The sequence below is a fragment of the Bradyrhizobium sp. CCGB20 genome, from assembly GCF_024199855.1.
Taxonomy (GTDB): domain Bacteria; phylum Pseudomonadota; class Alphaproteobacteria; order Rhizobiales; family Xanthobacteraceae; genus Bradyrhizobium.
In genome coordinates this window covers 2604209-2628157 of record NZ_JANADN010000001.1, presented here as the reverse complement: position 1 = coordinate 2628157, position 23949 = coordinate 2604209, and the positions used below count along the sequence as shown (strand labels likewise).

The following is a 23949-nucleotide window of genomic DNA, read 5'->3' as shown; positions in this document are numbered from 1 at the left end:
GTCCCCTACTCCGCCTTGATGTTCGCGGCCGCGACGACCTCGGCAAGCTCCTTGGTCTCCTTCGCGATCTTGGCGGCGTAGTCGGCCGGGCTGAGCACGCTCACGACGCCTTGCGTCTCCAGCCGCTCCTGCAGCACCGGATCCTTGGCGGCGGCGATGATCTCACGATGCAGCGTTTCCTGGATCGGCGCGGGCACGGCCTTCGGCATGAAGAAGCCGACCCAGAACGAGATGTCGAAGCCGGGATAGCCGGCTTCCGCGATGGTCGGCACGTCAGGCAGCGACGGCAGCCGTTCGGCTGATGACACCGCGAGCGCGCGCAGCTTCCCGGCCTTGACCAGCGGCACCGCAGACAGGGGATCGAACACCGCCAGCACCTCCTGCGCGAGGATGCCGACCTCCGACGCCGCGCCGCCGCGATAGGGCACGTGGATCAGCTTGATGCCGGCCTTCTGGCTGAGCAGCTCCATGGCGAGATGAGCAAGGTTACCGTTGCCGCCCGAGCCGTAGGCGAGCGCGCCCGGCGCGGCTTTCGCCGCAGCGACGAGATCGGCGACGGTGTTGATATTCGCCGTCTTGGGATTCTCGGGATTGACCACGAGGACGAGCGGCGCGGACACGACAGTGGTGAGCGGCGCGAAATCGCCTTGCGGGTCGTAGCGGGCCTCCTTGAACAGCGTCTTGTTCAGCGTAATCGTGGACGAGTTGCAGGCGAGGATCGTATAGCCGTCCGCGTCCGCGCGCGCCACGCCCTCGGCGGCGATCATGCCGTTGGCGCCGGCGCGGTTCTCGACCACGAAGGGCTGCCCGAGCTTGTTGCTCAAGCGGTCGGCGACGATGCGCGCGACGACGTCGACCGGTCCGCCGGCACTGAAGCCGACCATGATCTTGACCGGGCGCACCGGATATTTTTGCGCGAGAGCCTCGGTCGTCACGCACAATCCGGCGACAATCGCCAGCAGGCGAAGCGTTCGTTGCATTCGTTCTCTCCCCGGACCCGCGCTGCGCTCTTGCATGTGTCGATGCGGCGTATTCGACGGTCATGATTAGCGGCCGCGCCGGATTTCGCAATCGCGTTTCCGCGCCGGCATTCCGCCGCGCGGCAGGTGGGAGCCGCATCCAGATAAAAAATGCGAAAACAACCCCATGCACAGTAGGCGGCGCGTGCAAGAACAAGGACTTGCGCGCTTCGCAATGTCCTTTGACTCGTCGGGCAAAACACTGGCAGAATGCCATCATCGCAACAATCGTCAGCGTCACCACCGGAATGGCCAGGGCCACGCCGACGCAGTTGCGCGTAAACCCTTCATCGACATCTCGAAATTCGTAATCGCGCGCGGCAAGCGAACGATCGCGCGCGCCTGCGCCAGCCAAGGACACAGCCCATGACGACATCCCCGAAACGCCACGCCACGCCGCCGGTTGCGGCAAACGATCGCAGCGGATTCATCGCGAGCCCGCGGATCAAGCTCTACAAGCGCCGCATCGCGATCGACCATCCCGACCCGCAAGCCGGCGAACGGCTGCTGGCCGACGCGCTCGGCGCCGTCGACCGCGACGCGCTGCACGGCATCCTCAAGCAATTGGTGAAGGCGAGCGCGATCGGACACAAGCCGGACGAGGCCAATCTCGCCTTCATGATCTCGACGATGAAGAGCATCGCGCCGAGGGATTCCATCGAGTCCATGCTGGCGGCGCAGATGGTGTGCGTCCACATGGCGGCGATGCGCTCCGCCTGTCGCCTTGCCTGCACCGACGACCTTCCGCAGCAGGAGAGCATTACACGCGCACTGTCCCGGCTGGCACGCACCTTCGCAGCGCAGATCGAGGCGCTCGGCCGCCATCGCAGCGGCGATGAGCGCGCCATCACGGTGAAGAATTTGTCGGTGCAGGAAGGTGGCAAGGCGATCGTGGGCCACGTCACGCAGCACGCCAGCGTGACCGTCGCGGAGGGCAGGACGACGGACGCATTTCCGAATGCGAGAATGACGGCTCCGCAGGAATGCCGTTGCAACGACGACAGGCCGGGCGCAGCGCGCGGCGTCGTCGCATGAGCAGCGATCACGCCCGCAATACCGGCCCTATGCGCGCAAGCCGCCGCTGCGGCGCAAGGACCCGCCATGGCGGCCCCTGCTGCGCACCGGCCATGCGAGGCAGATCGCGTTGCCGCATGCATGGCGGCGCACCGGGATCACGAGCGCCTCGCGGCAACCGGAATGCCTGGAAGCACGGGTTCTTCTCGCGCGCCGCGACTGCGGAGCGGGATGGCGTCCGGGCACTGCTGGATCAGGCATTCAAACTGCTGCGGGACATACCTTGATGCCGGCCTCTCGAACATGTCTGCGCCCGGTTCCGTGAAATTCTGATGCCCGCAGATCACGAACTGAAATCTTCCCGCACCGGAACTCCCGCGCTGACCCCGCTTTGAATCGGGGCAACGGAAACGCTCCCGATGAACGCCGAAACGGAACTGAAATTCCTCGTTGCGCCGCAAAAACTGTCGTCCATCCTGCATAACGGTGCCGGGCGACGCCGCGATCAAACGCTCGTGTCGACCTATTTCGACACGGGCAAGCACAAGCTCAGGCGACATGGTTTCACCCTTCGGGTTCGCAACGTCGACGGACACTATGTGCAGACCGTGAAAGCGGCCCGATCGGGAAGCTTGACGCGTGGCGAGTGGGAGAACGAGATTGCGGGCGCACGGCCGGATCTCGCGAAGACGAAAGATACGCCGCTCAAGGACCTCGCGACCGGAAAACTTCCTCACAAGCTCAAGCCGGCCTTTCAGACCAACGTTCATCGCACAACCCAGGCAAGGCGAGTCCGAAAGAGCCGGATCGAGCTCGCGGTCGATCGCGGCCGGATCGCCGCCGGCCGTCGCTCGCGGCCCATCGCCGAACTCGAGCTGGAATTGAAGTCCGGGCAAACCGCCGATCTGTTCCGGCTGGCACGGACCGTCGAACGCAAAACGGACGCAGAGCTCGATCTTCGCTCGAAGGCCGAGCGCGGTTTTCAACTCGCGACGGGCAGTGGCGGCGGCGTACAACACGCCGAACCGGTCCAGCTGAAATCCGGACTGTCACCGCAAGACGCCTTCCGCGTCATCGCGCATTCGACACTTCGTCACATCACGGGGAACGCAGATCCGGTGCGCGGCATGGATTCCGAAGGGGTCCACCAGATGCGCGTTGGCCTGCGGCGGTTACGGGCAGCGATCTCCCTCTTTGACGATATCCTGCCGCGCGCAAGCACGGCCCGGGTGAAGACCGAACTCAAATGGCTCACAGGCGAGCTGGCGCCGGCGCGCGAGATCGACGTGTTCCTGAAGGAGAGCATTCAGCCGATTGCCGCCCAGGGCGTCCCGCGACGCGGCGCTCGTGCGATTCGCAAGAAATTCTCCGGGCAACGCGCGGCCGCCTTCCGGCGCGCCCGCGACGTCGCTGCGTCGGCCCGCTATCGCCGCCTGCTGATCGATGTGATGGAATGGATCGAGTCCGGGGGATCTCGCACCGATCAGGACCGCACGATCGCTACCTACGCCGCCGCCCTGCTCGATCGACGCATCAGGAAGGCGCGAAAGCAGGGCAAGCACCTGAACGATCTCACCCCGCAGCAGCGCCACAAGCTGCGGATCAGGATCAAGAAGATTCGCTATGCCGTCGACTTCTTCAAGAGCCTGTATGCGAATCGCGACCAGCAGGTGCTCGCGGATCTCTCCGGCCGGCTGAAGCAGATTCAATCCGCCCTGGGATCACTGAACGACTTCATGGCGCATCGCGAGCTGGCGACGGACGCCGCGTTGGCGGCGCCTCCCGCGAACCGCCGCGCACAGGCCTTCGCAGCGGGATTCATCGTCGGACAGGAACGCGAGGCGGCTGACGGCTTGATGAAGGACGCGGCGAAGGAGCTGCATCGGTTGCATCGTCTCCGCGTGGGACCGGCCGACTGAGTGACAACGGGGCTGACAGAAATCCGCAAGCGAACTTAGGGCATGTTGCACGGAACGGAACTGCCCCCTCGCAAATTAACATTTGATAAGAAGAGCGAGGTGCAATCATGGGCCAGTCAAAACCGTTTCGCCCGACCGCGATCGTCGTCGAGGACGATGACATTCAGCGCGAGATGCTCGCGCTGCTGCTCGAACAGCGGAACTTCGACGTGCTGCAATGCGAGGACGCAGAGACCGCGACCCTGGCGCTGAAGAAGAGGCACCCGTCCCTGATCATTACCGACATCAATCTGGTCGGGAAGATGGATGGCGTCGACCTCGCCTACTATGCCAAGCAGCATGATGCCGCGGTGCGGATCATCGTGATCTCGGGCAATCCGCTTCCGCGGCCTCTGCCTGCCGGCGCGAAGTTCTTCACAAAGCCCGTTTACCCGACTGCGCTTCTGAAGGAAGCCGCGCTGTAGCCGAGGTCTGCTGCTGCCCGTCCTTCGAGACGCCCGCCTTCGGCGGGCCCTCAGGATGAGGGCATGTTTTGCGGCGAGATATCCTCATGGTGAGGAGCCCGCCAAAGCGGGCGTCTCCGGACGATGCCCACATCGCCGGGCGAAACACGCAGGCCGCGCTCGTTCGGCACATGCGATGATCCCGCCTCTCACCGGTAATGCGCGAGATAATACGCAAGGTCGGCGATCTGGTCCTTGCCGACGGTCTGCATCACGTCGGCCATGGTGGCGTCATAGCCGTGGCGGGTGTTGTCCTTGTATTCGGCGAGCGTCTTGCCGAGATAGTCCTCGCGCTGGTTGGCGATGCGCGGGACGTTCTCTTTTCCGGAGTAATCGGTGTTGTGGCAGGTGTTGCAGCGGTTCTGCTTCGACAAAGCCTCTCCGCGCGCCATCCGAGAGGCGTCGGCGGCGTCAGCCGGCGGCGCGGGTTTCGGCAGCGTGGCGATGAAATCGGAGAAGGTGCGCAGATCGTCGTCGGTCAGCGGCTTCGCCATCTCGTTCATCGGCTCGAACACGCGCAGCTTCTCGCGGAACATGAAGAGCTGGATCAGCGCGTAAGGCGCCTGCTGACCGCCGAGCGAGGGCGTGTTCTCGGTCTCGGAGGTGCCGCGCTCGCCGTGACAGGCAAGGCAGGGCGCGGCGCGCTCCTGGATGGTTTCGGCGCTTGCGGAGACGCTGAAGGAGGCCAGCACCAAAGCGGCGGTGAGTGTTTTGTGCATTGGCTTCCTTCCGCGTATTCCGTCATTGCGAGGAATGAGGTGACGAAGCAATCCAGAGTGTTTCCGCGTTGGGATTTCTGGATTGCTTCGCTGCGCCCGCAATGACGGCAGTTATGACCGCGACCCTACTGCGCCGCGAGCTTCTGCTTGCCGTAGCTGATGCGGTAGACCGCGCCGTTCCAGTCGTCGGAGACGAGCAGCGAGCCGTCCTTCAGCTGCATCACGTCGACGGGGCGGCCGACATATTTGTTGTCCTCGAGGAAGCCGGTCAGGAACGGCTCCATCGACTTCACGCTGCCGTCCTTGTTCAGCCTGACGACGACGACGTCACCGCCCTGCTTCTGCGACTTGTTCCAGGAGCCGTGGCGCGCGACGAAGATCGCGTTCCGGTATGGCTTCGGGAACATGCTGCCGGTGTAGAAGCGCATGCCGAGCGCCGCGGTGTGCGGGCCCATCAGGCCGACCGGGGCGGTGTAGTTCTTGCAGTCCTTGCCCCAGCCGAGCTCCTGGTCGATGATGTTGCCCTGGTAGCAGAACGGCGCACCAAAATCCTCGCCGGCCTTGGTGACGCGATTGAGCTCATCCTCCGGCACCGTCTCCGACAGCCAGTCGCGGCCGTTGTCGGTGAAGTAGAGCTGTTTGGTGTCAGGATTCCAGTCGAAGCCGACCGTGTTGCGCACGCCGACCGCGTAAACTTCCGCGCCTGAGCCATCGAGATTCATGCGGCGGATCTGGCCGTGATCGGCGTCGTGCAGCACATTGTTGCCGGGCTGGCCGACCGGGACATAGAGCTTGTTGTCGGGGCCGATGCCGATGAACTTCCAGCCATGCGCCTCGTCCTTCGGCAGCTTGTCGTAAATGACGGTCGGCTTCGGCGGGTTGTCGATGACGTCGTCGATCTTGTCGATCTTCGAGACTTTCGACAGCTCGGCGATGTAGAGCGTGCCGTCCTTGAAGGCGACCCCGTTCGGACGATAGAGGCCGGATGCGATCACCTTGACCGCACGTTTGCCGTCCTTGTTGGCGATGGCATAGACCTTGTCGACGAGGCGGCTGCCGACGAACACCGTGCCCTTGTCGCTCTGCGCGAGCGAGCGCGCATTGGCCATGCCCGAGGCATAGACCTCGACGTTGAAGCCGGCGGGCACCTTGAGCTTGGCGAGCGGCAGCTTGTCGGCCTGCGCCGGAATCGGCGGCGGCGCGACGGGGGCGAGCTTGGCGGCGGCCTCACCGTCCGGACGCCCGATCAAGGGCGAACCGGGCGGAAGCGGCTGGGCGGCAGGTGCAGCGCCGGCGGCGGGTGGAGTAGCGGGCTGCTGCGCCGCGGCGGACAGCGTGAACGCACCGAAGACAGCGCCGGCCAGCAACAAGCTGCGCGACGCAGACGAAATAGCCATCATGGTGATCTCCCCAAAGCGGAAGCCGTCTTCAGACGCTGGCGCGTCCGCGGCTTTTCCGATGCACAGTGTGTGAAGTTGCGAGAGCAATTGCAATCGGAACGACGTCGAGGACCCCTGACATCACGTCTGGGCGCCCCTGCGTGAACAGCGCCCCTCCCGCCATTGGCACCCTCCCCCCAATCGTGTAACCCGGCCCAAACCCTTGCCGGGACGGGACGCTGATGACTGCGGTTGCCACGGAAGAAGCGGGCGATGGCACCCGCGCGTTGATTTTTGCGCTGCTCGCGCTGGCCTGCGGGCACATGCTCTCGACCTTGCTGCGCACCATCCCCGCGGTCAGCCTCGATCTGATGGCCGCGGATTTCCACATGGAGCCGCAGGCGCTGGCGAGCCTCACCTCGGTCTATCCCTTTGCCTTTGCCGCGGCGCAGATCCCGGTCGGCGCGGCGATGGATCGCTTCGGCGTCCGGCCGGTGTCGCTGAGCCTGCTCGCGGGAACCGTGATCGGCGCGATCGCGTCGGGCTTTGCGACCGGGCCGGAAAGCTTCGCGGTCGGGCAGGTGCTGCTCGGCATCGCGACATCAGGCATGCTGATGTGCCCGATGACGCTGGCGGCCAAGCAATTGTCGGCGGCGCGGTTCGGGCTGTGGTCGGGCGCGATCCTCTCGATCGGCAATATCGGCATGCTGCTGTCGGCGAGCCCGCTCGCCTTCGTGGTCGACGCTTACGGCTGGCGCGCCGGGTTCTGGATCTCCGCGCTCGGCGGCTTGCTGGTGGCGCTCGCGGTGTTCCTGCTGGTGCCGAGCCAGCCGGCCGAGCACAAGGACGATTCCTCGCCGCTGTCGCAGATGATCGAGGTGCTCAGGCTCGGCTTGTCGCGGCCGTTGCGCGGCCTGATCGCGCTGGCGCTGGTGTCGCTTGCGACCTCGCTGGTGCTGCGCGGCCTGTGGGGCGGGCCGTGGCTGATGGAGATCAAGGGATTGTCGCGGGTCGAGGCCGGCAACCAGCTCGGCGCGTTCACGCTGGCGATGATCGCAGGTCCCCTGTGCATCGGCATGATCGACCGCAGGCTCAACCGCCGCCGCGCGCTGGTGGCGAGCACGCATATGGTCGGGGCGCTGCTGCTGGCGCTGATGGCGCTCGGGGCGCCGCACTATCTGGTCTCGATGCTGTTCGGCGTTCCCGCGATGCCGCCGCACTACGATCTCGTGCTGTTCGTGCTCATTGGCCTTGCGACCTCGGCCCAGCCGCTACTGTTCGGCATGTCCCGGCAACTCGTCGACGCGCAGACCGCGGGCAAGGCGCTCGCGGCGATCAACCTCGCCTTCTTCCTCGGCGCGGCGCTGATGCAATCGGTCACCGGTGCGGTGGCGGCGCTCGCCGGGCTGCCGGCGGTGTTGCTGTTCATGGCTGCCATGCTGGGATTGGGCGCGCTGATCTTCTTGGCTTACACCTCGCCACGCCCATAGGATGGCGGGCCCATTGGCCAAAGGAATGAATCATGCCTGTCGACACCAAAGCCGCCACCGACCGCCTCATGCGCTTCCTCGCCATCGAGGGCGTCACCGGACAGGAGGCGGCGATCGGGCGTGAGCTCACCGCCGCGCTGAAGGAGAGCGGCGTGCCGGCCAAGGCGATCCGGCTCGACGACGCCAATACGCGCATTCCCGTGCCGACCGAGACCGGCAACCTCATCGTCGACCTGCCCGGCCGCGGCGCGCTGCACAACCAGCCGCGCATCATGTTCATGACCCACATGGACACCGTGCCGCTGTGCGCCGGCGCCAAGCCGAAGAAATCCGGCCGCAAGATCGTCAATGAGGCCAAAACCGCGCTGGGCGGCGACAACCGTTGCGGCTGTGGCGTGCTGGTGACGCTGGCGGCCGAGCTCGAAAAGCAGAAGCTCGACCATCCCCCGATCACGCTGCTGTTCTGCGTGCGCGAAGAGAGCGGGCTCTACGGCGCGCGCCACGTCAAGCTGGATGAGCTGGGCTCACCGGTGATGGCCTTCAACTATGACGGCGGCTCGGCCTCCAACGTCATCATCGGCGCCGTCGGCGCGGACCGCTGGACCGTCGAGATCATGGGCCGCGCCTCGCATGCCGGCGTCGCGCCGGAGCGCGGCATCTCCTCGACCATGATCATGGCGCTCGCGCTCGCTGACGTAAAAGCCGGCGGCTGGTTCGGCAAGGTGGTGAAGGGCAAGCGGCAGGGCACCAGCAATGTCGGCCCCGTCACCGGCGGCGAGGGCCGCCCGGCCGGCGATGCCACCAACGTCGTGACCGACTACGTGCATGTGCGCGGCGAAAGCCGCAGCCATGACGGAAAGTTCTTCAAGGAGATCACGAAAGCCTACAAGGCCGCGTTCGAGAAGGCGGCCAAGAAGGTGACGAACGCGCAAGGCAAGTCCGGCAAGGTCAAGTTCAAGGCCGAGACCGACTATTTCCCGTTCCGCATGAAGGACAGCCAGCCCGTCATCAAGCGCGCGGTCGAGGCGGTGTCCGCGGTCGGCGGCACGCCGAACGTCCGCACCGCCAATGGCGGCCTCGATGCCAACTGGATGGTGCGCCACGGCGTGCCGACCGTGACCTTCGGCGCCGGCCAGAACGAGGCGCACACGATCGACGAGTGGATCAACCTCGACGAATACGACCGCGCCTGCGCGCTCGCCGTGCAGCTCGCGACGATGCGGTGATCTCGTAGGGTGGGTTAGCCCTGCAGATGCACGAAGTGCATCGGCTCGGCGTAACCCACCCTACGGACGACGAAACAAAAAAGAAAATACAGGGAGGCCACATGGCACGCATCGCGACGATCGAATCCGCACTCTACCGGATCCCCCTCCCCGTCACGCTCTCCGACTCCACCCATGGCGAGATCGCGGCATTCGAGCTGATCACCTGCCGCATCCGCGATGCCGACGGCGCCGAGGGCGTCGGCTACACCTACACGGTGGGGCGCAATGGCGGCGCGACGGCCGACATCCTGAAGCGTGAGATCCCGCCGCTGGTCGAGGGCCGCGAGGCCGACGACACCGAGGCGATCTGGCATCATGTCTGGTGGGGCCTGCATTATGGCGGACGCGGCGGACCGGCGGTGCTGGCGCTGTCCGCGCTCGACATCGCGCTGTGGGACCTGAAAGCGCGGCGCGCGAAACTGCCGCTGTACCAGTTGCTCGGCGGCTTCGATGCGCGCGTGCCGTGTTACGCCGGCGGCATCGACCTCGATCTCTCGGTCGAGGCGCTGCTGAAACAGACCGACGGCAATCTCGCCAAGGGCTTTCGCGCCATCAAGATGAAGGTCGGCCGGCCGGACCTCAAATCCGACGTCGCGCGCGTTGCGGCGATGCGAAAGCATCTCGGCGACGGCTTTCCGCTGATGGCGGACGCCAACATGAAATGGACGGTCGAGGAAGCGATCCGCGCCGCCCGCGCCTTCGTTCCCCATGATCTCACCTGGCTCGAGGAGCCGATCATTCCCGACGATGTCGCCGGACACGCGCGCATCATGCAGGCCGGCGGCGTTCCGATCGCGGCCGGCGAGAATCTGCGCTCGCTGTGGGAGTTCAAGAACTACATCGTCGCCGGCGCCGTGTCCTATCCGGAGCCCGACGTCACCAATTGCGGCGGCGTCAGTGCGTTCATGAAGATCGCGCGGCTGGCGGAGGCCTTCAACCTGCCGGTGACCAGTCACGGCGCGCACGACATTACCGTGCACCTGCTCGCGGCCTGCCCGAACCGGTCGTATCTGGAAGCCCATGGCTTCGGCCTGGACAAATATATCGAGCACCCGCTGGTGCTCGAGGATGGCAAGGCCCTCGCGCCGGACCGTCCGGGGCATGGCATCAGCTTCGACTGGAACGGGCTGGCAAAGCTTTCGCCGTAGGGCAATCCGTCATGGCCGGGGCACAGGCGAGCGGAAGCGACGCCGTCCTTCGGCCATCTCCGGTCATGACGATCTGATTGCACGCGAGGCATTCCGAGGGGCTTGATGCAGCGGGCGGATAATCGGCTATGGTGATGCCAAGCCCACACCATGCGAAAGATGCCCGCCTTGACCCCCGAGCTGCACCAGAAACTGACCCAATGGCGCCGGCATCTGCATGCGCATCCCGAACTGTCGCTCCAGGAAAAGGCCACTGCGGCCTTCGTGCAGGAGAAGCTCACCGAGCTCGGCATTCCCTTTGAGGCCGGTATCGGAGGCCACGGCGTCGTCGCGACCTTGACGCGCGGCCATGCGCAGAGCCGCGTCGGCCTCCGCGCCGACATGGATGCGCTGCCGATCACCGAGGATACGGGCCTTGCCTACGCCTCGAAAACGCCCGGCGTGATGCATGCCTGCGGCCATGACGGGCACACCGCCTCACTGCTCGGCGCCGCCGCATTGCTCGCCGCCGACGCGAGCTGGAGCGGCACCGTCGATTTCATCTTCCAGCCGGCCGAGGAAGGCTATGGCGGCTCGCGCGCGATGGTCGCGGCCGGGCTGTTCGAGCGCTTTCCGATGGATCAGGTGTTCGGCTTCCACAACTGGCCGGGCCTGGCGGCCGGCACGATCGCGGTCCATGACGGCGTCGTCATGGCCTCCGGCGGGCGCGTCACCATCACCATCGAGGGCCATGCCGGTCACGCCGGCATGCCGCATCTGACGCGCGATCCGGTGATGGCGGCGGGGCACCTGATCGTCGCCATGCAATCGGTCGTGTCGCGCAGCGTCGATCCGCTCGACACCGCCGTGCTGTCGCTGTGCACGATCGACGGCGGCACCGCGCCGAACCAGGTCGCCGGCCGCGTCACGATCCGCGGCACGCTGCGCCACCATCGCGAGGCGGTGAAGGACATGATCGTGAAGCGGATCGGCGAGATCTGCGCCGGGATCGCGACGACCTTCGGCGTCAAGGTCACGCCCGAGATCGTGATGGGCGTCGGCGTGGTGACCAATACGCCTGATGAGGCGGGCCTCGCGCGCCTCGCCGCGGGGAAGGTACAGGCGCCAGTTCGCCGCGACCTCGCGCCCAGCATGGCCGGCGAGGATTTTGCCTTCTACCTCAAGCAGCGCCCCGGCGCCTTCGTCTGGATCGGCAACGGTGAATTGCGCGACGGCGCCGAGCTGCACGGCCCGCGCTACGATTTCAACGACGCGATCTTGCCGGTCGCATCGAGCTGGATGGCCGAGGTCGCCAAGGCGGCGCTGGCGTCGAACTAACGGCGCGCGGCCGCAATCCTGGCGCGGAAGTTCGCCTGCCCCTGCTCGATCTTGTCGAGCAGCGCGTCGAGCGCCCAGAAGCGCTCGCGGATATCGAAATCGACGGCCCGGCTGCGGATGGACGCGAACGTGCCGAGCCGCTGATGGTACAGCTTTGCCAGCTTGGGGTATCCCATCGGCTCGGCCATCGCTGCGAGTGCGAGATAGACGGAGAGCTCGTCCGCCAGCGCAGGATGCCTGGAGCTGTCGGTGAGCAGCCATTTGTAGAGGTCGGGGTGGAAGTTCGTGAACACGCCGGTGAAGCCGGCAGACCCTGACCTCATGGCGTCGAAGGCGATCGCCGCATTGGCGTTGACGATCGCAAGCGACGAGCCTTTGGTCAGCGCCACGCGACGCTTCACGGTGTCGAGGTCGCACGACACGTCCTTGAGGATCGCAAAGCGTCCGCTTCCGGCGCAGAACTTCAGCTCGTCATCGGACAGGAGCCGGCGGAACGGCGCCGGGCACTCGTAAAGGCCAAGCGGGAGATCAGCGGGCAGCGCAGCGAGCAGGCCGCGCAGATTGTCCATGAAGACGGGGCCGCCCTGCCCCTTCGGATCGAACCGGTTGGTCACCAGCACCAATCCGTCCACGCCGGTCTTGGCGATCGATGTCAGCTCGGCCACCTGATCGTCGCGGGATTCGCTGACATGGCCCGACGCGATGACAGGCACCCGGCCCGCCGCCTGCCGCACCACGAAGCGCGCCAGCGCGACGCGCTCATCCAGGCTCAAAAACTGCATCTCGCTCGACTGGGCCACCGCGAACAGCGCATCCGCGCCGTTGGCGATGTACCATTCGATCAGCTTTTCGAGGCCGGCATAGTCGATCGCGTCGGCTTCGGTGAAGGGCGTCAGCATCACCGGAATGATGCCCTTGATGGTTGCAGTCACAGCTCGGCTCCCAGGCGTTGAAATCATTGACAGGCAGGAGCCTGCCGCTCACGCGTCCTGCGACGCGTGAGCGTAACATGTGTGGCTGGCGGTCAGTTGCCGGCCACTTCCTTGATGCGCGCGATCATGTCGTCGACGGCCTTGTCCACCGGCACCTTGTTGGTGACGATGGCGTTGACGGCTTTCATCCAGACGTTCTCGTTGTTGAGCGTGGTGAACTTGTAGTTCTTGCTCATCTCGTAGCCGCCGACGCCAGCGAAGAACTGGTCGCGCACCGCGCGGCGATGAACGTCGCCATCCCAGAAGGCGGACTTCTGTGCCGATGTCTTGACCGGAAACCAGCGGCCGAGCGCGCCTTCGATATAGGGCTGGAGGTTCTCATCGCGCAGCAGGAACGAAACGAACTCCTTGGCGCGATCCTTGTTCTTGGCCTGCTCGAAGATCAGGCCGACCACCACCGACGCGCGGGTGTGGACCGGTGTGCCATCCGGCTTGTTGGGCCAGACCATGGTGCGGATGCGCTCGGAATAGTTCTTCTTGGCTTCGTCGCGCTGCTCGGCGGTCAGCGTCTCGTTGCTGGAATCGTCGAGCCATTTGCCGGGAAGCGAGACCGTCGAATTGTGCGTCATGATGGTCGTCTTGTTGTGGAAGGCGACGTTGTTGTCGGGATCCTTCCAGCTCGTCGCCGATTGCGGCGTGCAGCCCTTCGCGGCGATCTCGACATAGTCCTTCATGGCGGCGACGAGGCCCGCCTTCACCTTGGGATCGTCGACCAGGAGCTTGCCGTTGTCGTCGACCAGCACGACGTTGTAGGCATCCATGAACACCAGGAACGAGATGAAGCTGTCGGTGGCGTCGACGCCCATGGGATGGCCGATGCCGTAGATGCGCTTGCCGGATGCCTTGCGCACCGCCGGCTGCGCCTTGTCGCACCAGAACGACCAGAAGCCGTTCCAGTCCTTCGGGATGTCGGTCTCCTTGAGACCTCCCTCCTCGAGCATATCCTTCCAATAGTGCAGATGCAGCGTCGCCTGCTTCAGCGGGAAGGCGTAGTAGGCCTTCGCCTTGGTCTTGTCGTTGTACAGCATGACCGTTTCGAGCGACTGCGGGGAGAACTCGCCCTTGATCGGCGCGAGGACCGAGGTGAGATCGACCAGCTTGCCTTCGGACGCCCACTTGCCGGCGCCCTGGAAATGGTAGGTGTCCGCATAGGTGACATCGGGCGGACTGCCGGCATCGAGCGCGGCCACCAGCTTCGGCATCATGTCCTGCGTCGCATATTGCGACAGCTCGACCTTGACCCCGGTCTTGGCCTCGAACTTCTTGATGACGTCGAGCAGCGCGTCTTCCTCGGCCTTGTAGTAGCCCTTGTTCCACCAGACGACCAGCTTCTCCTCGGCGGCCGCTGGGCTCGCCGTTCCCATCACGGGCAACAGCAGCGAGGCCGCCATCGAACAGTTTCTGGCCCACCGCAAAAGGCTATCGCGCATTGTCGTTTCCTCTCCGTCCCATCCCGGCGAGGAGCCCGCCGGTTGCTCTCATGGCGTTTAAAACGGGCGCTATGTAAGCGCTTACATTACAGGAGTCAAGCAGCCCTCATGCGCCGACCATGCGCGCTATCGAAGGACGGCCGTCATCTACCGTAAGGAATCAGCGGGCTTTGGCCTCGCCGGCGCTCTCGCGGATCTTGAGAACAGGCACGACTTCCCGGGACTGCGCCTGCGCTTGCCGGCCCGCGATCACGGCGAGCAGCTCGTTGGCCGCGAGGATGCCGATCTGCTGATTGTCGACCTTCATCGTCGTGAGCCTGGGAGCAAAGCGCGATGAAATCGCAAGATCGTCGAACCCGGTGATCGAAAAATCCCCGGGTGCGTCGAGGCCAAGCTCCCGCGCAGCCATCAACGCACCGAGCGCCAGATTGTCGTTGCCGCAGACGATCGCGGTCGGCCGAACGCCGGCCGCCTGCGTCATCAATCTGGCAAAACTGGCCGCGCCGAACTCCAGCGTCGAGGGGCCCATCATCAGGTCCTGCGCCGCGATTTCCAATCCCGCAGCCGCGAGCGCTTCGCGGATGCCGCGAAGCCTTTCCTTCACGCGGTCGTTGTTGGTGTCCGGCTGAAAGATGGCGGCAAACCGGCGATGGCGAAGAGACAGCAGATGCTCGGTCATGCGGCTGAACGCGGCGCGATTGTCGAAGCCGATGCACGGATGCGACGACAGCTTGTTGTAGGAGTAGGTCACGACATAGGGAATGCCGCGCGAGTTGAGCGCGTCGAAAAGCTCGGGTGGATGATTTTCACCGACCACGGCAAGTGCTTCCACACCGCGCGCAAGCATCGCCTCGGCCTGCCGCAGGCCCGCGTCCGGATCATAGTTCGAGCAACCCAGGAACAGCGTGAAGCCGCGTTCGCTGAAGACGGTCTGCATGCCGCTGATCTGGTGGGCGAAGATTTCGTCGTCCAGGGTCGGGATGATGGCGCCGGCGATATGCGTCCGGCTCGAGGCCAGCGCCCGTCCGGCCGCATTCGGAATCCAGTTCAGCGCGCGGGCGGCGTCCTTGACCCGCAGCCTGACCTCTTCGGAGACCTTGTCGGGCTCGTTGAAGGCGCGCGAGACGGTCGCGGTCGAGACATTGGCCTTCCGGGCAACCTCCTCGAGCTTGACGCGGCCGCTGCCTCCGCGCGCCCTCTTTGAACCTGCTACCATCCCCGCCACTTCGGTCGAATGCTCGTTTGATCAATACCTTGCCATGGTATTGACGACCGCCGCAGTCCTCAACGGAAATTTCCGCGCGGGGATGCGTTCACGCGCCACCGCCGCGCAGCATGGCGCCGACGGTCGAACGGGCACGGAGGCGCGAGCCCCTCACGAGATTTCGCGCGGCAGCTTCCAGTCCGGTCGCGGCTCGCAGGTCTCCTCCACCCGCGCGACGTGATACCCCTTGGGGAGAAGCTGGCCGCCCTCCTCGTCCGCAACGGGAACGTCGGTGACCAGTCCCTCGATCAATGCGGCTTCCCACACCTCCTTCTCGGAAGGGAAGGGATCGCCGATCTGCTTGTTGCCTTCGAACAGCGCGTACATCGGTTCGGCCCTCGCCTGGATGGTGCTGCAGCAGTGCTACGGTCCGCCGGCGACCGAACCGGCGATCACCATCACCAGCTCGGCAAGATTGATCTTCCCGTTGACGACCAGCTCCTCGGAAGAGCCCTCGACTTTCAACGATTGCGGACGGTTGGCGGCCTGACGCTTGAGTTCGCCGACAATGGATTCCGTGAGCTTCTCTTCCAGCATGAGTTTTCTCCTCAAGCGACTCTTAAGCGGCCATGGCGCGGCAGGATTCGGCGCACGAGCGGCACATCGCGACGCACTCCTCCATGCCGCCGATCCGCTCGCAATCCCGGGCGCATTCCGTGCAGATCTCCGCGCATTCACCGCAGGTGTGCCGGTGATGCGGCGTGTTGATCAGCATGAAATGCGCGGACGTCCGGCACATTTCGGCGCAGGCCATCATCAGGCGGAAATGCTTCGGCTCGACATGCTTGCCGCCGGTCTCGAGGCAATGGTTCATGGCCATGCCGAGGCAGGTCCGGTAGCAGCTCAGACACAGCTCGATGCAACGGGTCATGTCCTCGGATTTCGGCATCTCGTCTCTCCTGACTGCTGCGTCCACGCTTCTCTGCACTATCCAGACAAGCCAAGGCGGCCGGCTTCGTTCCTGGCGTCGTCATTTGGGATTCGGGTCTTCGAGGCCGGCCCCGGGCTCGTCGAGGCGCCCACTCCGCGCCAGCCTGACGGCGTTGCCGAGGGCGCGCGCCACGTTCAGCACCTCCTGCTGAAACTCGCGGTCCTCGTCGAGATCGCGATGCGACATCGCATATGGCTCCATGTAGCCGACGTAACCGTCGATCTCGCCGAAGCGGCCCGCCGAGATCAGGTGCATGTCGGTCAGCCAATCGGACAGGGTGCGGCGCACGCCCTCGGCCCCGACGCTGTCGCCGTGAACGACGAGGCCGAAATGGCGGCCGGCGAGATGACGCGGGTAGGGCCAGCCCTTCAGCTCCATCGCCTTGGCTTCGTCGGCCTTCTTGCCGTGCGTGGATGTCGGATCCGGATTGCCGCCGTCCGCGCAGACGAGGCGATCCATCATCGCTTTCAGCCCGCCCGGCACGTGATACCAGTTCACCGGCGTCACGATCATTATGCCGTGGGCCGCGACCCAGAGCGGGTAGATCTCGTTCATCCAGTCGCTGGCCTGGCCCAGCGAATGGTTCGGATAGCAGCTGCACGGCCAATGGCAGAGCGGCATCGCGGTGGAGACGCACGACTTGCACGGATGGATGGTCCTGCCGAACTCCGAGGTCAGGCGGGAGAGATCGAGGATGTCGACCGCATAGCCCATCTCCATGAAGACGGGCTCGGCCAGCTTGACCAGGCGCCAGGTCTTGGACATCTCGCCGGGACAGGTATGCTCGCTGCGCGCCGAGCCGTTGACGACGAGGATGCGCGGCGTCGCGCCTGCGTCGTCGTGCCGGCGCTGCGCCTCCAGAATTGCGGCGCGCGCGGCGAGCCAGTCCACGGCGAGATCGTAATCGGGATCGGCGAAACCTGCCCCCGCCTTCCGCGTCACCGGCGCCTTGCGCGAATGAGTGTAGGCATCCCAGGCGGCGCCGACGATGGCGTCGAGCTCGCGCTGGAGCGGCGCAAATGCCGGATCGACGAACTGGTCTCTGTAGCGCTTCTCGAACGCCTCGCGCGACAGCTTGACGGGCGGCATCCCCTTGCGAACGTCGACTTCCGTCATGCGGGCTCCTCGATCAATCGGTGCAACCCGACCAACCCAAGGTGCTGCACGCAGTTCCAAAGCAGGCGCGCGCGGGACCACAAGATCCCTATTCGCGCCAGAACTCCGCCAGCTCTTCCGCGGTCACGAGATCGACCTGACCGTGGAAGCGGGTGCGGTACATCGTCATGAGCGCATCGTGGCCGACGTCGGACGAGCTGCACAGCGCATCCTCGACGATCACCACCCGGAAGCCGAGATCGACGGCGCTCAGCACCGTCGAGAGCACGCAGACATCGGTCTCCGCACCCGTCATCACCACCGTGCTGACGCTCTTTTCAACCAGCAGGCCCGCAAGGCGCGGATTGCTGAAGGCGGAATAGGCCGGCTTGTCGATGATGCGGGCCGGCGGAACGTAGCGTGCCAGCGCCGCCACGAGATCGAGCGCGGATGGCGGAAGATGGTTGCGCGTTGCCTGACGCCAGCGTTGGAAATGAGCCTTCCACTGCCCAGGACGATCTTCCGGCTCCTGCGGCGTGATGAAACGCGTGAAGATCGTCCTGGCCTGATGGCGCGAGACGATCGACGCGATTGCCGGCAGGACCTTGTCCATCCACGGCGTTTGCCAGAGACCGCCGGGCGCAAAGATGTTCTGCATGTCGATGCAGAGGTGGATCGCATGCCGGATTTCGCCTTCCGGCGACTTCGCGTCCCGTTTGGAAATGCCGATGACTCAGCAATCCTTGTCGGCGGTACCGGTCGTCGACTTCGGCTGTTCGGCAGCCGTCGGCTGTCCCTGCATCTGACGCTGGGCGTCCTGCGACGAAGTCGCCGTGCTCTCGCTGGCCTTGTTCATGGCTGATGTCGGCGGATGCTCCTTGGCATTTGGCGAGGCGATGCCAGTCGTCCCCGTCGCCTGACCGGTGGTGGCCGGCCCCGAGCCTGCGTCGCGGTTGGCGGTGTTGCAGGGACCTGCCAAAGCAATGGTCGAGCTGACGGCCAGAATGGCGCCAACCAGCATTGATCTCCTGAGCATGACAATCTCCTTCCCGAAGTGCCGGCTCATGCTTGGCGGAGCCGGGTTCCGCCATTTTGCGATGCTTCTTGCTTGCCTAATCGCGCAGGGCACCGGCTGTTCCTAAGCGGAAGGGAACCTCGAGGCTCCGTTATTCCGTGAACGTATCGGAGGCTTCTTCGGCGTTGTTGGCTGGATCGGCCGAAAGCTCCCGCTCCGCTTCGCGCCAAAACTTGTCCTGCCGCCCTTCCGGCCTGCCTGCCAATTCCCAGAGCGCATGCGCGCGGCTCCGGATGAGATCTTCTGTCGGTTTCACCATCTCAGCTCCTTCCTGTCAGTTCGGCTTGGCAGGATGCGCGGTGCGCGGATGGCGATCGTGCAGCAGCCGCGCCAGAGCTTCGCGATCCTCGGCGCGGTCCTTCATCGCGGTCTCGAACAGCGCCTCCTGGACGTCACGCGGCATGTCGCCCCATACGTCCATGGCGGCGCGGCCCAGCAATGTGGCAAAGCGTTCGTCACCCATGTCGATCCTCCTGTCCAGATCGAAGAGGGAACAACGCACGCTCGCTGGCGTTCCACGAGCGGCTCCGCGGCGTCGCGGAGCCGCCCTCCGGCATGATCAGCAGCCGCGGCAGATCATCAGCTTGCGATCGATCTCCTCGTCGATCTGTCGCAACTCGACGTCGATCGCCGAGGCTTGCAGAGGCCCGGACAGGTCGCTGGGCCGCGGCTGGCGGTGCCCGATGGGAGCCTGCCGAAACAAGTCCGCGAACCTTGTCGGGGCGAGATCGCCGGGCGAGACGATCGTCGTGCGGGCGCCGGCGCTCTCTCCCGCCTTGAGGCTCGAAACCGGCCAAAACAACAAATTAGCTGCGACCATGGTCGCGCCGAGTCTGATCGACATCATCATTCTCCTATAACGGTGACATTGCGGACACGCGTGCACTGGATAGGAGGTTGCGGCTACCCGGCCATTTCGCCCGCGGTGATATCGCGTTACCGCTGAAACGGCGGACACAGCCGCCGCGGGCGCTATGTCGCGCTGGCGGCTCGCTTCAATCGACTGCTCGTGGCCGGGGAGCCAATGCTCCGCGCCAGGACGCCGGCGAGCTCCGCCGATGCCAGCGGGTGGTGAACGAGTTCGGTGATGCCGGATGTCTTGAGCGACGGCATCGCCAGATCGCGCGTCGAGGGCGCCGCCAGGATGATCGGCAGCGCCGGCGCGGCGTCGTGCAGCGCCGCCGCGAGATCGAGTGACGAGCCTCCGGGCAGATGACACACCAGCGCCGCGTCGAAACGGGTGTGCGCGGCGCGGCAGGCGGCAATCGCCGCCGCCAGCCCGGTGAAGCCGACGGGTTCATAACCCAGTGCCGCGAGGATTTCCTCGTAGCGCAACAGGCGGCGGCGATCGGTGTCGATCACGAGCACGGTTTCGCCGGCGCCGCGCAACGCCGGATCGGAGCCGTGTTGAAGCGCTTGCGGCTCGTCGGACTCGCCGGACGGCAGCCAGATCTCAAAGCGCGCGCCGGCATCCGGCTTGCTCTGCACGGCGATGGCGCCGCCATGTTGCTCGACGATCTCGCGAACCGTCGCAAGTCCAAGGCCGTTGCCGTCCGGGCGGGTCGTGAAGAACGGCTCGAATATCCGCTCCAGCGTCGCCTCATCCATGCCTGGCCCGGGATCGGCGATCGAAATGACGATGAAGCGGCCCCGGCCGACTTCGTTGCGCCCGACCAACAACGGCTTCGCGAGATCGCGCACCTCGATGCGGAGCTCGACGCGGCCCGGCTCATTCATCGCCTGCGCCGCGTTGTTGCACAGGTTCAGGATGACCTGCTGCAATTGGGCCGGCTCGCCGATCACGACGGCCGTTTCGGCCATCTCAACGACCTCGACCTTGACGTGCGACGGCAATGATGCGGCCAGCAGCGACCTGGTTTCGTCGACCAGGGTCTTGACGCAAACGCGCTCCCGCCTGCCCTCGCCGCGGCGCCCGAAGCTGAGAATCTGTTCGACCAGCTCACGCGCCCGCTCACCGGCACGGCGGATTTCCGCAAGACTCGCGGCCGGCCCGCTTCCTGACGGGACTCGCGCATCGGCCATTTCGGCATAGCCGAGGATTGCACCGACGATGTTGTTGAAGTTGTGGGCGATGCCGCTGGCAAAGGTTCCAACGGTCTCCATGCGACGCGCGTGTTGCAGACTTTTCTGCAGGCGCTCCTTCTCGCCTTCGAGCCGGGCTCGTCGGATCGCATTGCCGATGGCGTCAAAGGCCATGCGAAACAGCGAGACTTCGGGCCAATATGTGAGCGCGCCTCCGCGCACGGCATCGAAGCCGAGAATTCCATCGCGGTTTCCGTAGGCCGCCATGATGCAGAGCCAGCCGCTGACGTCGGCTTCGGCAAGCAGGTTCATCGTGTCGTGGGGATGCGAAGCGTTCACCTTGGGGATATAGACGATGCCGTCCTCGCCGCCGTCCAATCGCGGCGCGAGGCTCAGCACCCGCTCCGGCCAACCCGGCTCCAACTCGATGCCATCCCGGGACCACCGATAGGTGTGCATGGTCGTGCCGAGCACGCAGGCAAAATAAGCTCGATCCGCACCGATGCATCCTGCAAGCTGGTGAAGCGCCATCTCGACATCCGTGGCGATCCTCTCGTTGCTCGAATTGATGAACAGCATCGAGATGTTGGCGATCACATGTTCGAACCCGGCACGGCGGCGCAGTGTCACGGCCCGTTTGCGCAACAACAATCCAAAATAGATGATGCCCGAGAGTAGCAGCAGCGAGGTGATATACTGCAGCAAGCGCGTCTTGCGCGCCGAGGCGCGCGCGGCGAGCTGGCGTTTCAGGATCAACGTCATCATGGCATCCTGTTCGCGGTTGTTGGATTCGGCGACGAGCGTCTTCAGGATGGTGTCGATATCAGGCAGAAGATCGTGCAGCATCTGCCCGTGGGTGAGCAGCGCCCGGACCGAGTCCGTTTCCGCCCGCGGCGTTTGAAGTTGCGCCAGCTCTTCCAGCCGATCCTCGACCTGGCGCGCGGCGGCGTCCGACGTGTCGAGCGTCAGGCGCAGCATCGCCGCCGCCAGTGCGGAGGCGGCCGTCACCAGCCGCCGGTCATCCGACGCGGCCAGCTTGTCGCTGAACAGGCCGAAATAGGCAAAGGAGTTTTGCAGCAACGCGTTCCTGCTCTTGAACCGCTCGATCAGGCTCTCCTGCCGGCCGGCCCGCGCCGACAGCACATCGATCGCCATGGTCTGCTCGGGGTCGAGGCCCGCGGTGTCGCGCAGCCGCGACAAGGCATCGTCATAGGCATTCACCAGATGCACCAGCGCGTCGTAATTGCGCGACAGGCCGGCACGCGCGGTAAGGACCTCCCTGGTCATCCCGCGTTCGAACCGGCTGAAATCCCCCAGCGCCTGCAGCTGGCTGTCATAACGCGCCGAATTGATGTTCAGCCCGTTCAACAGCAGCCAGGTGAGAAGCGCGAGCACGAACGCGACGCAGGCAACGAGTGGAGCGGATCTCACGGCGCGCCTCCCACGGTCGCGCCGCGATAGGTCCCGGTCAGGCTGCCGAGAAAGGCGACGAGCGCCTTGACCTGCTGGTCCGTCAACGTCGCGTTCAACTGGGCCAGCGCCATCTTGCGAACCGCGTCGTCGAGTGTCGGCGCGCTACCGTCATGAAAATACGGCGGCGTGGTCGCGACGTTGCGCAGGCTCGGCACGCGCAGGATCTTGGGCTCGGGCGAAGCGAGAGGGTGGAATATGCCGTGGCGCTCGAACAGATTGCCGCCGACGTTGACGCCCTGATGGCAGGCCGAGCAGCCCAGCGATTTGAACAGGCGGTATCCGTCCAATTCGTCGGCCGACAGCGCTGCATCGTCGCCCTGCAGCCAGCGATCGAACCTGCCGCCCGGCGTGAGCAGCGTGCGTTGGTAGCTCGCAAGCGCGTCGATGACATCGCCACCCTCCGGGCGGCGGCCATACGCCGCGAGGAAACGACCTCGCATATCAAGATCGGCATCGAGCTTCTCGGCAGCCTCCGCCGCGCTGCTGCCCATGGTGTGCGGGCTTTCCAGCGACGCCTTGATATCAGCCTCGACGGTGCGGAATTTCCCTTCCCAGGTGAAACGAAAGTTGAGCGTCGAGTTGAAGACCGTGGGCGTGTTGAGCGGAAGCTCCATCCCGTCGAGGGCAACATCGTGCGGCTTCTGGCTCGCGCCGTTCGTCGCGACATCGTGGCAATATTGGCAGGTGCGGGAATTGTCATGCGATATCCGGCGATCGCTAAACAGCTTCTCGCCAAGTTGGACCTTGAGCGGATCGTTGGCGCGAGCCGCAGGAATCGGCGTGATTGGCTCGCCGCGGTCCAGTGCCGGCGGGGGCGGCGACTGCGACGGCGCGGGAGTGACTTCCACGCAGCACAACAGCACCGCGCAAATGGCGATCAACCCGCCTCGATAGCCGGCGCCTGGTCCTGCTCCACGAAATCCGATCAATTGTCGCACTGTCAGTGATATGGGGTGGAAGCGATACGCAACTGCGTCAATTCAAGGGCTTTTGATCGAAGCGCGATGATTTCGTGAACGCGGCCATCGCCAGATCCGGGGAACGAGACCGAACATGCCGGCCCTGAGGCCGCTCGGGATCATCGAGCGGCACGCGGCGTGACATAGGCCCAGCCCGGCGAAGGCGAAATAGATCGTGTCAGCAATCATGACAGTACCTCACCGTCCATTCGATATCCGAACGGCTCTGGATTCCGAGATCGCGCAATGTCTGGTCGTCGAGCTTCGCCAGAGCGGCAACCGCCCTGTCGATCTCGCGCTCCCGCCGCGAATGCGACAGCAAGTCGGTCAGCGTCCCACCGGCCGAGCGCAGCCAACGCCAACGCCGCTCCCGTTGCACATTGAACGGCCGGACGCGATCGAGTTCGACGACATTGCTCTCTGCCCCGTCGCTGCCGCTGTTCCGCACCGGCGCCACGGGCGCGCCAGCCTCCGGGCGCGGCTGCCAATGCCTCCTGGCCTCCAGTATTGCGTGAACCGGCATGGCCGCGGTCGGATGCAACGCGGCACCATAGAGGGCAAACCCTTCGATGAGGGCAAAGACCATAGACCAGAACTTGCTGACCTCCCGGTCTGGCTGCGCAGCCGGCGCCGCCGGCCGCGAGCCGATGTCCGCGAGGCCCTGATCCGCCAAGCCCTGATCCACCAAGCGCTGGCTCGCGGTGCAGTCCGTACGGCGACCGGCCACGCCGCGGCCGTCAGACCACGCGAAACGGCCGCGCCGCTCGCGCGCCATGGCATCCGGGACAACACGGACCACATTGCGAGAATGCGTCTTCATCTCAAATCTCCCACACGCTGTTGATGGGAGAAATGTGCGGGCCGGCCGTTACGCCGAGATCACCGCCACCGGCAAAGGGGTTACAGTTGCA

At 65.2% G+C, this 23949-nt stretch carries 26 protein-coding genes; 8 read left to right on the top strand and 18 right to left on the bottom strand.

Annotated features, from left to right (window positions below):
- Nucleotides 1-5: 5 nt before the first annotated feature.
- Nucleotides 6-980: a tripartite tricarboxylate transporter substrate binding protein gene (locus NLM15_RS12225; RefSeq protein ID WP_254117192.1), complete on the bottom strand. Its 975-nt coding sequence runs from the start codon at nt 978-980 to the stop codon at nt 6-8.
- A gap of 405 nt (nt 981-1385) precedes the next feature.
- On the opposite strand from NLM15_RS12225, the gene NLM15_RS12220 reads away from it, so the two are divergent.
- The 4 genes from NLM15_RS12220 (at nt 1386) to NLM15_RS12210 (ending at nt 4416) form a co-directional block, all read left to right on the top strand.
- Nucleotides 1386-2054, top strand: a complete 669-nt coding sequence (locus NLM15_RS12220; protein WP_254117191.1) for a hypothetical protein — start codon at nt 1386-1388, stop codon at nt 2052-2054.
- On the top strand, nt 2003-2320 hold the full coding sequence (locus NLM15_RS43680; RefSeq protein WP_309144925.1) for an HGGxSTG domain-containing protein: 318 nt from the start codon (nt 2003-2005) through the stop codon (nt 2318-2320). Before NLM15_RS12220 ends, NLM15_RS43680 begins: the two co-directional genes overlap by 52 nt.
- A 132-nt stretch (nt 2321-2452) precedes the next feature.
- Complete coding sequence (locus NLM15_RS12215) at nt 2453-3952, top strand: CYTH and CHAD domain-containing protein (RefSeq protein WP_254117190.1); 1500 nt, start codon at nt 2453-2455, stop codon at nt 3950-3952.
- Between the two features lie 107 nt (nt 3953-4059).
- Complete coding sequence (locus tag NLM15_RS12210; RefSeq protein ID WP_254117189.1) at nt 4060-4416, top strand: response regulator; 357 nt, start codon at nt 4060-4062, stop codon at nt 4414-4416.
- Between the two features lie 188 nt (nt 4417-4604).
- Here the strand turns inward: NLM15_RS12210 and NLM15_RS12205 are convergent, their stop codons facing one another.
- Nucleotides 4605-5174 carry a c-type cytochrome gene (locus tag NLM15_RS12205; protein WP_254117188.1) on the bottom strand — a complete coding sequence of 190 codons (570 nt, stop codon included), beginning with the start codon at nt 5172-5174 and terminating at the stop codon, nt 4605-4607.
- Nucleotides 5175-5299: 125 nt separating this feature from the next.
- Entirely contained in the window at nt 5300-6574 is a 1275-nt protein-coding gene (locus NLM15_RS12200) for a sorbosone dehydrogenase family protein (protein WP_254117187.1), read from the bottom strand.
- 221 nt (nt 6575-6795) lie between these two features.
- On the opposite strand from NLM15_RS12200, the gene NLM15_RS12195 reads away from it, so the two are divergent.
- From NLM15_RS12195 to NLM15_RS12180, 4 genes are all read left to right on the top strand, one after another.
- A complete protein-coding gene (locus tag NLM15_RS12195) occupies nt 6796-8043 on the top strand; it encodes an MFS transporter (protein WP_254117186.1) in 1248 nt (415 codons plus the stop codon).
- 32 nt (nt 8044-8075) lie between these two features.
- Entirely contained in the window at nt 8076-9269 is a 1194-nt protein-coding gene (locus tag NLM15_RS12190; RefSeq protein ID WP_254117185.1) for a M20/M25/M40 family metallo-hydrolase, read from the top strand.
- A gap of 101 nt (nt 9270-9370) precedes the next feature.
- Entirely contained in the window at nt 9371-10459 is a 1089-nt protein-coding gene (locus NLM15_RS12185; protein ID WP_254117184.1) for a mandelate racemase/muconate lactonizing enzyme family protein, read from the top strand.
- 168 nt (nt 10460-10627) lie between these two features.
- The gene (locus tag NLM15_RS12180; RefSeq protein ID WP_254124217.1) at nt 10628-11776 is read left to right on the top strand and encodes an amidohydrolase; all 1149 of its coding nucleotides are present in this window, start codon (nt 10628-10630) and stop codon (nt 11774-11776) included.
- On the opposite strand, the gene NLM15_RS12175 is transcribed toward NLM15_RS12180, so the two are convergent.
- From NLM15_RS12175 to NLM15_RS12105, 15 genes are all read right to left on the bottom strand, one after another.
- The gene (locus NLM15_RS12175) at nt 11773-12708 is read right to left on the bottom strand and encodes a dihydrodipicolinate synthase family protein (protein ID WP_254117183.1); all 936 of its coding nucleotides are present in this window, start codon (nt 12706-12708) and stop codon (nt 11773-11775) included. The genes NLM15_RS12180 and NLM15_RS12175 overlap by 4 nt on opposite strands.
- A 92-nt stretch (nt 12709-12800) precedes the next feature.
- Nucleotides 12801-14159 (bottom strand): ABC transporter substrate-binding protein, encoded by a 1359-nt coding sequence (locus tag NLM15_RS12170; RefSeq protein WP_254117182.1) that lies wholly within the window; start codon nt 14157-14159, stop codon nt 12801-12803.
- A 199-nt stretch (nt 14160-14358) separates the two neighbouring features.
- A complete protein-coding gene (locus NLM15_RS12165; RefSeq protein WP_254117181.1) occupies nt 14359-15414 on the bottom strand; it encodes a LacI family DNA-binding transcriptional regulator in 1056 nt (351 codons plus the stop codon).
- 159 nt (nt 15415-15573) lie between these two features.
- A complete protein-coding gene (locus NLM15_RS12160) occupies nt 15574-15789 on the bottom strand; it encodes a hypothetical protein (RefSeq protein ID WP_254117180.1) in 216 nt (71 codons plus the stop codon).
- A gap of 36 nt (nt 15790-15825) precedes the next feature.
- Nucleotides 15826-15999, bottom strand: coding sequence for a hypothetical protein (locus NLM15_RS12155; protein ID WP_254117179.1), 174 nt, complete (start codon nt 15997-15999; stop codon nt 15826-15828).
- 22 nt (nt 16000-16021) lie between these two features.
- On the bottom strand, nt 16022-16351 hold the full coding sequence (locus tag NLM15_RS12150) for a four-helix bundle copper-binding protein (RefSeq protein WP_254117178.1): 330 nt from the start codon (nt 16349-16351) through the stop codon (nt 16022-16024).
- 81 nt (nt 16352-16432) lie between these two features.
- Nucleotides 16433-17509 (bottom strand): flavodoxin family protein, encoded by a 1077-nt coding sequence (locus tag NLM15_RS12145; protein WP_254117177.1) that lies wholly within the window; start codon nt 17507-17509, stop codon nt 16433-16435.
- 88 nt (nt 17510-17597) lie between these two features.
- Nucleotides 17598-18212 (bottom strand): isochorismatase family cysteine hydrolase, encoded by a 615-nt coding sequence (locus tag NLM15_RS12140; protein WP_309144965.1) that lies wholly within the window; start codon nt 18210-18212, stop codon nt 17598-17600.
- A gap of 9 nt (nt 18213-18221) precedes the next feature.
- Nucleotides 18222-18524: a hypothetical protein gene (locus NLM15_RS12135; RefSeq protein ID WP_254117175.1), complete on the bottom strand. Its 303-nt coding sequence runs from the start codon at nt 18522-18524 to the stop codon at nt 18222-18224.
- 130 nt (nt 18525-18654) lie between these two features.
- The gene (locus NLM15_RS12130) at nt 18655-18822 is read right to left on the bottom strand and encodes a DUF2934 domain-containing protein (protein ID WP_254117174.1); all 168 of its coding nucleotides are present in this window, start codon (nt 18820-18822) and stop codon (nt 18655-18657) included.
- A gap of 15 nt (nt 18823-18837) precedes the next feature.
- A complete protein-coding gene (locus NLM15_RS12125; protein ID WP_254117173.1) occupies nt 18838-19026 on the bottom strand; it encodes a hypothetical protein in 189 nt (62 codons plus the stop codon).
- 96 nt (nt 19027-19122) lie between these two features.
- Nucleotides 19123-19407: a hypothetical protein gene (locus tag NLM15_RS12120; RefSeq protein WP_254117172.1), complete on the bottom strand. Its 285-nt coding sequence runs from the start codon at nt 19405-19407 to the stop codon at nt 19123-19125.
- A 128-nt stretch (nt 19408-19535) separates the two neighbouring features.
- Entirely contained in the window at nt 19536-22037 is a 2502-nt protein-coding gene (locus NLM15_RS12115; RefSeq protein ID WP_254117171.1) for a two-component system VirA-like sensor kinase, read from the bottom strand.
- Nucleotides 22034-22960, bottom strand: a complete 927-nt coding sequence (locus NLM15_RS12110) for a cytochrome-c peroxidase (RefSeq protein WP_254117170.1) — start codon at nt 22958-22960, stop codon at nt 22034-22036. Before NLM15_RS12110 ends, NLM15_RS12115 begins: the two co-directional genes overlap by 4 nt.
- Before the next feature lie 256 nt (nt 22961-23216).
- Entirely contained in the window at nt 23217-23858 is a 642-nt protein-coding gene (locus NLM15_RS12105; RefSeq protein ID WP_254117169.1) for a DUF1127 domain-containing protein, read from the bottom strand.
- Nucleotides 23859-23949: the final 91 nt, after the last annotated feature.